This is a genomic window from Lawsonella sp. (assembly GCF_011525565.1).
Lineage (GTDB): Bacteria > Actinomycetota > Actinomycetes > Mycobacteriales > Mycobacteriaceae > Lawsonella > Lawsonella clevelandensis_A.
Genome location: NZ_WVRS01000001.1, coordinates 40,555 through 52,995 on the forward strand (window position 1 = coordinate 40,555; position 12,441 = coordinate 52,995).

The 12,441-nt window shown below is 48.6% G+C and carries 13 protein-coding genes; 2 read left to right on the forward strand and 11 right to left on the reverse strand.

Features of this window, described 5'->3' with window-relative positions:
• Window positions 1–20: 20 nt before the first annotated feature.
• The 8 genes from tatA to QZV76_RS00230 all read right to left on the reverse strand — a co-directional run bounded on the left by tatA (window position 21) and on the right by QZV76_RS00230 (window position 8,039).
• A complete protein-coding gene (gene tatA, locus QZV76_RS00195) occupies window positions 21–317 on the reverse strand; it encodes a Sec-independent protein translocase subunit TatA (protein ID WP_290595633.1) in 297 nt (98 codons plus the stop codon).
• Between the two features lie 61 nt (window positions 318–378).
• Window positions 379–1,302, reverse strand: coding sequence for a WYL domain-containing protein (locus tag QZV76_RS00200; RefSeq protein WP_290595228.1), 924 nt, complete (start codon window positions 1,300–1,302; stop codon window positions 379–381).
• A gap of 9 nt (window positions 1,303–1,311) precedes the next feature.
• Window positions 1,312–2,319, reverse strand: a complete 1,008-nt coding sequence (locus QZV76_RS00205; RefSeq protein WP_290595229.1) for a WYL domain-containing protein — start codon at window positions 2,317–2,319, stop codon at window positions 1,312–1,314.
• A gap of 14 nt (window positions 2,320–2,333) precedes the next feature.
• Window positions 2,334–3,710, reverse strand: coding sequence for a Pup--protein ligase (gene pafA / locus QZV76_RS00210; protein ID WP_290595230.1), 1,377 nt, complete (start codon window positions 3,708–3,710; stop codon window positions 2,334–2,336).
• Window positions 3,711–3,713: 3 nt separating this feature from the next.
• The gene (locus tag QZV76_RS00215) at window positions 3,714–3,899 is read right to left on the reverse strand and encodes a ubiquitin-like protein Pup (RefSeq protein ID WP_290595231.1); all 186 of its coding nucleotides are present in this window, start codon (window positions 3,897–3,899) and stop codon (window positions 3,714–3,716) included.
• Window positions 3,899–5,494, reverse strand: a complete 1,596-nt coding sequence (dop, locus tag QZV76_RS00220) for a depupylase/deamidase Dop (protein WP_290595232.1) — start codon at window positions 5,492–5,494, stop codon at window positions 3,899–3,901. The genes QZV76_RS00215 and dop overlap by 1 nt, the downstream gene beginning before the upstream one ends.
• The gene (arc, locus tag QZV76_RS00225) at window positions 5,454–7,103 is read right to left on the reverse strand and encodes a proteasome ATPase (RefSeq protein WP_290595233.1); all 1,650 of its coding nucleotides are present in this window, start codon (window positions 7,101–7,103) and stop codon (window positions 5,454–5,456) included. Before arc ends, dop begins: the two co-directional genes overlap by 41 nt.
• Window positions 7,104–7,199: 96 nt before the next feature.
• On the reverse strand, window positions 7,200–8,039 hold the full coding sequence (locus QZV76_RS00230; RefSeq protein ID WP_290595234.1) for a tRNA (adenine-N1)-methyltransferase: 840 nt from the start codon (window positions 8,037–8,039) through the stop codon (window positions 7,200–7,202).
• Window positions 8,040–8,102: 63 nt separating this feature from the next.
• On the opposite strand from QZV76_RS00230, the gene QZV76_RS00235 reads away from it, so the two are divergent.
• Window positions 8,103–8,975: a RecB family exonuclease gene (locus QZV76_RS00235; protein ID WP_290595235.1), complete on the forward strand. Its 873-nt coding sequence runs from the start codon at window positions 8,103–8,105 to the stop codon at window positions 8,973–8,975.
• A 24-nt stretch (window positions 8,976–8,999) separates the two neighbouring features.
• Here the strand turns inward: QZV76_RS00235 and hisG are convergent, their stop codons facing one another.
• The 3 genes from hisG to QZV76_RS00250 are packed head-to-tail and all read right to left on the reverse strand — an operon-like array spanning window position 9,000 to window position 10,858.
• Window positions 9,000–9,857 carry an ATP phosphoribosyltransferase gene (gene hisG / locus QZV76_RS00240; RefSeq protein WP_290595236.1) on the reverse strand — a complete coding sequence of 286 codons (858 nt, stop codon included), beginning with the start codon at window positions 9,855–9,857 and terminating at the stop codon, window positions 9,000–9,002.
• Window positions 9,858–9,879: 22 nt separating this feature from the next.
• Complete coding sequence (locus QZV76_RS00245) at window positions 9,880–10,143, reverse strand: phosphoribosyl-ATP diphosphatase (RefSeq protein ID WP_290595237.1); 264 nt, start codon at window positions 10,141–10,143, stop codon at window positions 9,880–9,882.
• 55 nt (window positions 10,144–10,198) lie between these two features.
• Window positions 10,199–10,858, reverse strand: coding sequence for an HAD family phosphatase (locus tag QZV76_RS00250; RefSeq protein ID WP_290595238.1), 660 nt, complete (start codon window positions 10,856–10,858; stop codon window positions 10,199–10,201).
• Window positions 10,859–11,075: 217 nt separating this feature from the next.
• Between QZV76_RS00250 and QZV76_RS00255 the strand changes: the two genes are divergently transcribed.
• On the forward strand, window positions 11,076–12,434 hold the full coding sequence (locus QZV76_RS00255) for an ABC transporter permease (RefSeq protein WP_290595239.1): 1,359 nt from the start codon (window positions 11,076–11,078) through the stop codon (window positions 12,432–12,434).
• The last annotated feature ends 7 nt before the right edge of the window (window positions 12,435–12,441 follow it).

Genomic DNA, 12,441 nt, shown 5'->3' on the forward strand with positions numbered 1-12,441 from the left:
TGCTACGTGAATAGAGAAATCTATTTCGACTTGGGCGTAGGATCCGCCGCTGGTTTGTCAGTAGTATCAGCAGCCTTAGTGCTATCTGATTCTACAATGATGGCATCTGTCTGCACGATAGTATCAGCTTGGATCTGATCATCTTTTTTAGACTTATGAGATCCCTTGTCCGATTTGTCGTTTCCGTTTTCATTCTTCATTTCCTTCATTTCGGATTTGAAGATGCGCATAGAGCGGCCCATTGAACGAGCTAACTCAGGAAGTTTGGCGGCTCCAAAGAGGACGATAACGACGAGCAGGATAATAAGGATTTCCATCCAACCGATATTCACGGTGCCCTCCAATAAATGTGGTAACAAGTATCACTGTATCGCCAGTCTAGCGTGCTAAAGCCTTACTAGCTCTATCGACCACAATCTTTTCTATTTGTTCAGGTTTACGTACCACTAAGTAATCTGCATACTGTTGTGCAGTTTGAAGAAGCCAAGTATCTGAAAAGTACGGTAACGTGCCACACAGTCCTTCGGATGTACTACCCGTAATAGAAATACCTAGTAATTCTACTAACCACACTGCATCAGTACGTAACAGTATATACGCTTTGTGGGGAGCAGCTTTATTCTCGATAAATAGCTGAATATCTGTAGAAGTAACCGGGCTCTTTCCAGTCCATGGAGAACCTTCAGAAAAGTCAAGAATCCTATCTAACCGGAATTGTCGAAGTTCCGAAGCCTCAGTGGACCATGCAATAAGATAGGCGTAACCATGCTGAATATTAATTTTGTATGGCACAATTTGACGGTTCATAGTGCGCTCGCCAGTGCCATTCACGTAGTCAATGATGAGAATTCTCTGCTCGGCAATAGCAGTAGTGATAGCGTCAGCCAGTCCCGGAAGAGTAGAAGGACTACCACTGATGTCAGCAGGAGCTGCTGTATCGTAATTCTCTCCTAATTTGGCAAGAACACTCTCCACTGCCGAATTATTAAGAAGGCCTGGTACTTTCTCTACCTGGCGTAACGCAAGAGTAAGCGCGGCACGTTCTGCAGGAGTAAAACGTAGCGGCTTCTCTAGCCCTTGCGCGGTGTAAACGTAGATGTTATTGCCCCAGATATCAATATCGATAAGATCCCCGCCATAGTATCCAGGGACGCCACAGCACACCGCAGTTTCTAAAATTGAGGTAAGTTCGCGCGGCGTAATACCAAAATGATGCGCTGCTTCCTCTCTAGTAATGCCATTATGGTCGACCAGATAAGGAATGATATCGAGAGCGAGCGCTATCTTTTCCGAAGATTTCATCACCTTCACCTATTCCGCGTGGGACCCACGGTTCACAATACGAACAAGACAAGCATGAACATCATCAGCTAAGTCTTGCGGAGACAGAACAGAAACATGAGGAGTATTGGCGAGAATCATATCTCTCAGCCATTGATAATTGACGTTTGTGAAATGAAGAATATTCTGTCTTTCCTCCCCTTCTGTGGCTCCCTCTGTGTTCCTCGCTACAGAAGTCTCTATATGATCAGCTGCCAGACTCAGTTCTTCACTGATATCACTATCTGTAGCAATTTCTGCCGAGATGTAACGGCGTACCGATGACAATTGTTGACGGAGTAGCTCGCGGGCGCATATACGGGGACGTTCAGAGTGTGCAGGTTCATCCCTATCAACAACAGGACCTGTCATACGGGAAAGCCGAAAAACCCGCATCGCTTCCCTCTTGCGATCGAATCCTAAGCAATACCATTGTCCATTGTCAGCCACAACACCCCAGGGCTCAACGATACGGCGTTCCGGCGTTATATTTGTAGCCGTGTGGTAGAGGAAATCAACAGTACTGTGCTGTGATGCTGCCTCCGACAACGTGGTGAGCTTGTCTAGTTCCTCTCTATCAGTACCGATAACACTATTGCGTGATGCGGATCCTGATTCTGTAACGTCATGCTGTAATTTATCGAAACCACGCTGCAAGACGTCGTATTTTTTATCCCTATACAGCTGCATAGCAAAGTTGATAGCAGTGCGTTCTGCGGAGGTAAACGACATGGGTTCTAACTGATAGTCGGATTTATGAATACGGTAGCCGGGGACACCGTATTTTTCCTCAGTAGTAACAACACTAATGGGAATACCAAGCTCTTTAAGAACTTGTTTATCCCGCTCAAACATTTGTCGACCGGCTTCCCCATTATGCGCATCGTAGCCCGCTACGGATTGCCGTATCTCTTCCGCCGTAAGATAGGTAGAGGTATTGAGAAGAGCGATGACGAGATTGAGCTGCCGCTCTGTGGGCGAAATTTTCGAGGTAGGCACACCTTGATAGTAATTCATCCACTATGTGAAATGAATGACTTTATCTCGGATGTCATGGACTCAAAAGGATCATTTAGCTCTACTTCAGTGGACGGGGAGGAAGCATACTTAAGATGTGTCCAGTCCGCAGAAAAAGAAACTCCTGAGTCCAAACAATGGGTAACGAACTGTCCGCGTATATTAGCGCGAGTTGTTGCAGGTGGTACCGTACGAGCTTTTTCTACCTCGGTAGGGTCCGTCAGTCGGTTAATCAGTCCACGTGACTCCAGTAATGGGAAAATGCCACGTCCAGGGCGAATGTCATGGTAGATAAGATCCAGTTTGGCGCAACGCGGATCCGCATAATCAACGCCATAACGCTCTCTCTGCCGGTCCAGAAGAGATTTCTTAATGACCCAGTCAATATCGCGAGAAATAGGGGTGAGATCACCCGACTCTACTGCGTCAAGAGTACGGTTCCATAGATTAATGGTCCACCGATATCGTGGCGTTTGTTCATCTGTTGGGCGAGTTTCAAGATAGTGTGCGGCAGCTGTGCAGAACACCCGCTGAACCTCAAGTGCGGTACTTGTTCCACCTGCCTTCAACAAGAAAGGCGCTTGCCCATCTAACCCGCGCGATACGATGCGGATAGCATCAATAGGATCCTGCGGGTAAAAGTCTGAAACCTCTATCCCCTCTTCCAGCATTTCTAGTATGAGGAGGGTAGATCCTAGTTTGAGTGCAGTGGTGGGTTCCGCCATAGAGGAATCGCCCACAATAACGTGCATGCGGCGATAACGAGAAGAATCCGCAAGCGGCTCATCGCGCGTATTAATAATGGGACGAGAACGCGTAGTAGCCGATGACACACCATCAAAAACATGCTCTGCGCGTTGGGAGAGGCGATAGGACGTTTGCCCCGTGTGCGGATCGCGCAGGACTTTACCAGCGCCACAAATAAGTTGGCGGGTAACGAGAAAAGGAATAAGTGCCTGGGATATTCGGAAAAAATCGTCGGTTCGTTCAATGAGGTAGTTTTCATGCGAACCGAAAGAATGACCGGAAGCATCAGTATTATTTTTGAAAATATAGACGTCACCACTGCCAGCCGTGCGGGCAAGATTCTCTTCAGCACAGATAGCGAGACTATTCATCTCTTCATCGCCGGCACGAATATAGGTCAGCAGTTGGTCAACGGAGTCGCATTCACAGGTGGCGTATTCAGGATGAGATCCCACATCTAGATAGAGACGAGAACCATTGCGTGTAAAAACATTCGATGAATGGTAAGTCTCAATAACCGGAGTGAAAAAGCGATGCGCAATGTCATCGGCAGTAAGACACTGCTTACCATTCGATAAACATGCAATACCGTACTCAGTTTCTACTCCTGCAATGCGACGACGCATGCGTTACTCTCCGCCTTTTTGAATAAAAGACATGACGAACTCTTCCGCGTTGGTATCAAGCATGCTGTCAATCTCGTCGAGAAGATCATCTGTGTCATCTACTGATGCTTGTAGATGAGTTTGACCGCCACCGAACTCATCATCCTCTCCCCCATTACCATGACCACCAAAAACCTGAGCTTGTGGCATTATGATGCTCCTTCCATGATCTCTTGAGACACTCGATGAAGAATTGTCCCTGGATTACTCTCATTGTCCACGATAGGAGCACAATTAGCAGCTCCCACAGCAAGTGGATCCCCTATATGAAGAGTAAAGATTGTCCCATCCGGTTCCACAACAGACAGGCTATCCCAGGAAGCAGCCATAATAGCGGAACCAAATTTCTGTACAAGAGTACCCCGTAACCATGCGCGAGTACTGCACGGAGGCTGTGAAATAGCGTGTTGTACAGCAGATTCTTCCACGAGCCGAGACATTCTCCCCTTCGCAACAAGAGTGTTATAAATACCAGCGGGACGTATATCGCTATAGGAGAAGTCGAAAGCGCTGAGGCGAGGATCCTCCCAACCACAGTGATAACGTTCCCGCAGTTGTGTAAGAAGGGAGAGTTTCGCCGTCCAATCCAGATAACTAGCAGTGCTAAGAGGATCTGTACGCAGATCAGCTAATACTTTCTCCCACCACGCCATAAGATCAGCAGTTCTCTCCATAGAGAAACAACTGGAGTGCTTCACAACAGTCGTTGAGGTGGGTGCTTGGTCGCCATAAAAATAGGTGAGCACTCGTTGTCGATACTGCTCTTGAATATCCATGGCTGTCATAGCGCCACCACCGGCAAGCGTGAGTGGTGTGCGTAGGGTGAGATCACGCGAAACACTCTTTATTGCCTGTACTGGATCTGCAAGGGCAAGATCGGAGAAATCTACCCCATTCTCAATAGCAATAATGACAAGCATAGTGAGACCCACTTTGAGGTACGTGGCCACTTCTGCCATATTCGCGTTTCCCACAATGACATGCAGACGACGCCACTTCTGCTCATCAGCATGCGGTTCATCGCGGGTATTGATAATGCCCCGGTTCAAAGTGGTCTCTAGACTAATATCCGTTTCGATGTAATCCGCGCGCTGTGAAATCTGAAAACCAGGTATCTGGCTTGCGGTACCAATACCGACACGACCCGCTCCGGTATATATACAGCGGGTGACGAAAAATGGGATAAGGTGCTGTGCTAGCGTCTCAAAATCAAGTGACCGCTGCACTAAATAATTCTCGTGGCAGCCATAAGAAGCACCTTTGCCGTCAACATTATTCTTATACAGCACAACCGGGTAGGAATTCGGCAGTGACGCAAGTGCCTGTGTTGCGTTATAGGCAATGCGTTCGCCTGCTTTATCCCAGAGAACTACCTCAAGCGGATCGGTAACTTCCGGCGTGGAAAACTCGGGGTGCGCATGGTCAACATAGAAGCGTCCCCCATTGGGCAGAATAAGGTTCGCTAAACCTGGTGCATTGGGGTTAACACTGTGGCTAGGGCGGGCACGTCCAAGATCGTAACCGCGGGCATCGCGGAGTGGATGTTCGGGGGAAAAATCCCAGCGAGTGCGGGTATCAGCGGCCATTCCGAGGGAATGTGCATACGCCAGGACAATATCAGTAGAACTGGAGATGGGGCTAAGACGTGGATCGCAGGGTGTAATAATGCCAAATTCCACCTCTGTTCCCAGTGAGCGTGCGTTTTTACCGACAGTTTGAGGATTGTGAAAGTAATCGAATGTCAATGATTCGTTCGCCTCGCTTCCCAGAAACACGAGCCCACTCATCCGGGCGATGAACGTTGGGTAAGTCCTCGTTTTGTGAATACTCCAGGGCTACCGCATCCATCATCATCTGTTCGGTAATACCAGCTGGTTGACCATCAAGTTTGGCTTTAATAGCGGATTTTTTAGCGCGGTCAACAATGTTGTGCAGCATTGCGCCAGAGACAAAATCTTTGAAGTAGAGGATTTCCGTAGAGTGATCCTGATAAGTAACTTCGATGAACTCATTGGCAGGAATCTCTGCATACATGCGTTCCACAGTTCGATTAATAAGTTCCCGGTATGCTGTATCGCTATCTCCTCCTCCTAGCTCTGCCATAGTGGTAGCGGAGAGAGGAACAGCCTGAGTAAGGTACTTCGCAAGGATATCGCGTGCACCTGCTTCATCCGGTCGTCGGATAGAAATCTTCACGTCTAGTCGACCGGGGCGAAGAATTGCTGGGTCGATCATATCTTCACGGTTGGTGGCGCCAATGACGATAACGTTTTCCAGGCTTTCGACACCATCAATTTCGGCTAATAGTTGTGGCACAACAGTATTTTCCATATCGGAAGAAATGCCGGAACCGCGTGTCCGGAAAACAGCGTCCATCTCATCAAAAAAGATGATCATGGGTGTGCCGTTGCTTGCCTTATCGCGAGCCTGCTGGAAGATAAGACGAATCTGACGTTCCGTCTCCCCTACATATTTATTGAGTAGCTCGGGACCTTTGACGTTGAGGAAGAACGATTCTGCACGTATATGGGAGAGGCTCTCACCTGTGTTTTTCGCATTTTGTTCAGCGATTTGCTGCGCGAGCGAATGTGCAACCGCTTTCGCAATAAGCGTTTTACCACAGCCAGGGGGGCCGTACAGGAGCACTCCTTTGGGTGGCCGTAAATCATATTCAGCGTAAAGATCACGATGCAGGAAAGGAAGTTCTACAGTGTCTTTAATCTGCTGAATTTGTGGGGCTAAACCGCCGATATCAGCGTAGGAGACATCTGGGACTTCCTCCAAGATGAGCTGCTCTACCTCATCTCTCTCCACATGATGGTGGGCGATATTCGTGTGGTCATCAACGATGAGAGAGTCCCCTATACGAACTTTTCGTCTCCCCTGATCAGTGCTAATCCCCTCTACTAAATCATGTGCTAGGAGAACAACGCGCTCTTCATTGGTATGGTTTGCGACAAGTGCATGGGTAGTGTCTACCATTTCCTGCACTTTGAAAATCTGCCCTACTGCGGGGGTATCCACAACCTCGACAACGACAAGTGCGTCATTTAGCCGTACTGTAGTGCCGACCTGAATATCAGCAATCTGTACGGTAGGACTAAGTATTACACGCATAGGACGGTTGCTTGTAAAGACGTCAATAGCGCGAGCTGCAGTAGTATCAAGTCCCATATTTTCCTGCCGACGGGGGTTAAGCACTACCCCAAAAGCAGTTGGCGGTGTCGCCAATGAGTCCAGCTCATCTTTGAGCTCAATAAGCTGCTCGCGGGAGGCTTTAAGAAGCTCAGCAAGTTTAATGTTGCGTGTCTCAAGACTGTGCAACTTTGTTTTCAGATCATCAACTTCAGTCATATTCAACAACTACATACGTTGTGGTGGATAAGGACTACGATCCTAACGAGATACCAGCATGTATATCTATTATCTTCTAGGGTAATTCAGAAGGTATTAAGAGCGGCGTGCTTTTCGGCGTGGCGGAAGAGGCTTTGTACCATCAGCGAGCCGCCTGGTGGAAATAAGGAAAGCAGTATGCGCCTGCATACGGTGCTCCGGACGAACTGCGAGCTCAACAACATGCCATTCCCGCACAAAACTTTCCCAAGCGCGGGGTTCCGTCCAGCACTGTTGCGCACGAAGAGCCTCAATAAAACGCGACAGTTGTGTCACTGTGGTGACGTAGCAGATAAGTACACCACCTGGATTAATAAGGTCTTTAACAGCTGGTAGGCACTCTTCCGGATTCAACATATCGAGAATAATTCGATCCACACCATCAGATATGTCATCTCTGGTAACTTGCGCTAAACCGCCTTCTCGGAGAGTCCAAGAATCGGGGTGCTCTCCATAGAAATCGACAACATTGCGTTCCGCTACCTGTAGGTGGTCAGCACGGATCTCATAGGAGTACAGGTGGCCGGTAGGACCGATAGCACGGAGCAGAGAACATGTGAGAGCACCAGAACCAGCGCCGGCTTCTAATACACGAGCACCGGGGAAGATATCTCCCTCCATAAGAATCTGCGCAGCATCCTTTGGATACACTACAGCCGCACTGCGAGGCATAGACAGTGTGTAGTCGACGAGAAGATGCCGAAGTGCAAGATAATGGCCACCAGCAGAAGACTCAATAGAGGATCCCTCCGGCTGACCAATAATGTCATCATGAGAGATGAAACCTTGATGAGTATGGTAGCGCTCCCCTGCTTGTAGCGTCAGCGTAATATGACGGCTCTTCGAGTCTGTGAGCTGGACACGGTCACCTTCTGCGAAAGGGCCTTGAGAACGCATTATTCTCCTCTACTACAATTGCGGAAAAGGGCTATGTTGCACTAACCGTGTACGCTGCCAATTATGACGAACGAACAGACAAGTGAGACTGCTACCCAGGAAACTCCAAAAATTTCCCAACTCCCTAAGCCTACTGCATTAAAGCCCCTTGCTTTATCTGCCTCCCGTGCTAATGATTTTCGGCAGTGCCCGCTACTCTACCGTTTTCGTTCTATTGATCGTTTTCCCGAGCCAACAACAGAAGCACAGTTCAAAGGAACTGTTGTACATGCTGTATTCGAACGGCTCTTTGATCTCCCACTAGCAGAGCGTATCCCTTCCGCTGCGATTGATCTTCTTCCCACAATCTTTAGAGAGCTGCACGCGAAAGAGGACACGTCGGTAATCCCACAAGAAGAAGAGCGTCGTTTCCTCAACGATTGCGCCGCCCTTATTTTTAATTATTACCGAGTGGAAGACCCTTGCCGGTTCGATCCTGCCGGGCGAGAAAAATACGTTCACGTTATGCTGCCGGACAATACACCCGTACGTGGGTTTATTGATCGGTTGGATATTGCTCCCACGGGTGAAGTACGCATTGTGGACTATAAAACGGGGAAGAAACCTCTCCCTCGCTATGCTGGATCAGTTAAATTCCAGATGCGGCTTTACAGTCTGATGTACTGGCGTATCTACGGAGCTTTACCTGATCAGATGAAACTTATTTATCTGAAAACTGGTGAAACGATGATAAGCCAGCCTTCTATCCCAGATCTTATTGATACAGAAAAAGAAGTCGTCGACCTGTGGAACCGCGTAAGAAAGTGTGGAGTAAACGGGGATTTTCCCACACAAAAATCTAAACTCTGCGGCTGGTGCGCATTCCAACAGTATTGCCCAGAGTTTGGCGGTGACACTCCGGACTATCCAGGATGGCCAGGAGAGGCACAACATTAGTGCTTAGTGTTATGTCTGTGACATCTAAAGACGGCATGTGCGCAAGTCTGATGCGAGAATTGCGCTAGCACCAAGTTCGTGGAGCTCATCCATAAGAGCATTGATACCGTGATGCGGCACCATAGCGCGAACAGCCACCCAGCCATCATTCGATAGTGGCGAAACAGTTGGAGACTGTATACCGGGGCTTAGCTCGATAGCCTTATCGAGGAGCTCACGCGGGCAGTCATAGTCCAGCATGAGGTATTTCTTCGCATACGATACACCCTGTATGCGGCCCGTTAGTGTATCTTTAGCACGAGTTAATTCAGAAGTATCCGCGCCGCCGTCACGCTCAATAAGAACTGCCTCAGATTCGCACAGCGGCTCGCCAAATGGTGCCAGACCATGCGCACGCAAGGTACGACCCGATTCCACAATGTCAGCGATGCAATCGGCGACACCCAACTGAATGGAAATTTCGACAGCTCCGTCGAGGCGGATAACACGAGCGTCCATACCCCGGTTTTTAAGATCTGACCGGGTGAGATTGGGGTAAGCAGAAGCAATAGTTTTACCGGCAATCTTATCGACAGTCCACTCTTCGTTAGCGGGGGCAGCATACCGGAATTTAGATGCGCCAAAACCTAAACCAAGGCGTTCACGGACAGGAGCCTGCGATTCGATGGCGAGATCACGGCCGGTAATGCCAAGATCAAGCTGCCCATTACCAACATAGATAGCAATGTCTTTGGGGCGAAGATAGAAAAATTCAACTCCATTGGAGGAGTCCACTACGGTGAGATCTTTATGATCTGAGCGGGAACGGTATCCCGCTTCTTTCAGCATCTCCTGAGCAGGCTCAGAAAGGGCGCCTTTATTCGGAATGGCAATACGCAGCACGGCAGCTACCTTTCAGCGTCGATTAGAGGAATTTGTATATATCGTCCGGGGTGAGACCACGCTTCACCATAATGACCTGAAGCCAATAGATAAGCTGAGAGATCTCTTCTGAGAGTTCATCATCGGACTGGTATTCAGCCGCCAGCCATACCTCCCCAGCCTCTTCCGCGACCTTCTTCCCCAAAGAATGAATACCACCATCCAATGCTGCAACAGTGCCGGAGCCCGCAGGACGGTTAACGGATTTATCAAGAAGTTCGGTGAATAGGTCTTCGAAATTTTTCACAATTCCTATTATTCCACTTTTCTGACGTGCCTAGTTACTTATATTGCTGTGTAAGTCAGATAGACATATAACGACGGAGATCCTGCACGCTAACACCGAGCAGAGAATCCCAGATTTCGTAATCTTCACCTGAATCAAGTCTGTTGTCAGTATGTATTCCCAGTACATGACAGCCAGCAGCCAATCCAGCAGAAATACCCGTCATACTGTCCTCGATAACTAAACAGGATTCTGGTGGAAGGCATAGCATAGTAGCAGCCTTTACATAAGGATCTGCAGCAGGTTTCCCCGCCGGGACCTCGTCACCACAAACACTTACAGCAAAGTTCTCACTGCCGATAGTCTGTAGAGCCACGCGCGTAAGAACCCGTTTTGTATTAGTGACAAGTGCTTGTGGAATACCTGCTGCGTGTAATTCATTAACGAGTTCTTGGGCGCCCGGCTGCCAGTGCATCTCCGTTGTATAGAGTCTGCTCATAGCAGTAAGAATCTTGTCATTAATGGTGCGTACCAGTGTCTCATCGGTGCTCCCCGCAAAACCAGCAAGAGTGCGCAGCAGATTATCCATACTCATTCCCACCGTACGGGCGCGCTGTGCGAGAGTGAGTGGAGATCCTATCTCCTCCATTGCGCCGTAAATAGCTTTATCCCAAAGAATCTCAGTATCGACGAGAGTCCCATCCATATCCCACAGGACTGCACTGAGAGTGCTCATGAATCACAATCCGTTCTCTATACCGTGTATTTAACAAGTATGCTCTGTCGTTTTCTTTACCGCGACGACACGTAAGGGTTTTCTCATAGAAAGATACAGATCTTATAATCTGCTGGGCTATACGTGTTTTCTTCAGTGTATATGCGTAGCCTTTACATTGTTTGATGCGGTTAAAGGTAGATTGTTCGTGTTTAAAGAAATCCGCGATCTCAGACCGATGAGTCTCTCAGTTCTCATCATGACGCTCATTGCCTCGTGGATGCTCACATTATCGTTAGGAATAACGATTGTTGGTGCGCAAGCCTCCGATACAGAAGCTGGAGAACAGTTTTCCTCACTAGGTGGGCTACAAATAGCATTAACATGTATCTCCATCTTTATGTGTCTCCCATCCGTTGTGAAGCTCGCTATTCGGAGAGATTCCCGACGTATTGCACTCTGGCAAGTTATTGGAGCATCCCCTGCTAGTGCGAAGGCTCGTTACACAGGAATAGCATCTATAAGTGCTTTGGTGGGTGCCGTCCTGGGTGGCATATTCGCTTATCTGACGTGGCCTTCCTTCACAGATCTAGTGAAAAACACAGGATTACTCGCACTCCCCTCACTTTCTGACCCACTCACCGTCTGGGCATGGACTTTTGGCCCTGGTACAGCATTCCTTGTACTCCTCTTATCACTGGTGTTGGGGGCACGAAGCATTACCAGAATTGAACCTGTTGTTGCCCTATCAGAAGCCCCGGAGAAAGCTCCCGCTAACAGCGTTACAAAAATTATTTTCTCCGTCCTTATCGTGGCGGGCATTATTGTGGGGTATATAGCCATTGGGAAAACACACCCCATTGGGCAAGCACAGCCCATTTATGATTCAGAAAAACTGAGCGGCATAGTATCCGCATACTGGGGTACAGGGCTGGGGCTTCTCTTGGCCTATGGGCTATCTGACCGAATTATTATTCAGCCCGTTGTGCGATTGATTGGGGCTATTCTGCCTTTGAATTTTTTAGATAGTTGGCTCCTTGCGGAAACCTCTGCCCGTCGTCGATCTGTTGTGTCAACATCAGTCATTACCCCATTAGTGGTGGCGGCATCAGCTGTGGGCTGCATTTTCGGAATGGTAAACCAAACGAAAAATGTGACAATCGCTTTGGGAGCAAGCGAAGCAGATCTTCAGGTCAGCCCCACAAGCCAAATTATTCTTGTCTTTGGTGCCCCCGTTATCGTTGCAGCTTTCGCCGGCGTGCTAGCTGTGTATCTCACAAACGAATGGAGAAAACACGATATTGCTCTCCTCCAAACACTAGGAGCAACCACTACCTCTATCCGCTGGGCAGCAGTATTCGAATGTCTCATCTATTTTGCTGCCGCTGTCGTAATCTCCACAGTGATCCTCGGAATTAATGCACTAGCAATGGGAACTGCACTCCACAATGGCCCTGTACCAGGAGCATCCCCTGTATGGATAGGAAATGAAACCTACTACCTCCTAGCCGTGGGATTCGCACTCCTAGCCATTACCATTGTCATCCCCACCCTGCGGGAATCACACACTCTTCGACTAACTGCCATCGTCCGATAAAGGAACG

Coding starts and splice junctions, on each gene's coding strand:
- tatA (WP_290595633.1), bottom strand. CDS start 317: ATGGAAATCCTTATTATCCTGCTCGTCGTTATCGTCCTCTTTGGAGCC.
- QZV76_RS00200 (WP_290595228.1), bottom strand. CDS start 1,302: ATGAAATCTTCGGAAAAGATAGCGCTCGCTCTCGATATCATTCCTTAT.
- pafA (WP_290595230.1), bottom strand. CDS start 3,710: ATGCGTCGTCGCATTGCAGGAGTAGAAACTGAGTACGGTATTGCATGT.
- QZV76_RS00215 (WP_290595231.1), bottom strand. CDS start 3,899: ATGCCACAAGCTCAGGTTTTTGGTGGTCATGGTAATGGGGGAGAGGAT.
- arc (WP_290595233.1), bottom strand. CDS start 7,103: ATGACTGAAGTTGATGATCTGAAAACAAAGTTGCACAGTCTTGAGACA.
- QZV76_RS00230 (WP_290595234.1), bottom strand. CDS start 8,039: ATGCGTTCTCAAGGCCCTTTCGCAGAAGGTGACCGTGTCCAGCTCACA.
- QZV76_RS00235 (WP_290595235.1), top strand. CDS start 8,103: ATGACGAACGAACAGACAAGTGAGACTGCTACCCAGGAAACTCCAAAA.
- QZV76_RS00250 (WP_290595238.1), bottom strand. CDS start 10,858: ATGAGCACTCTCAGTGCAGTCCTGTGGGATATGGATGGGACTCTCGTC.
- QZV76_RS00255 (WP_290595239.1), top strand. CDS start 11,076: ATGAGTCTCTCAGTTCTCATCATGACGCTCATTGCCTCGTGGATGCTC.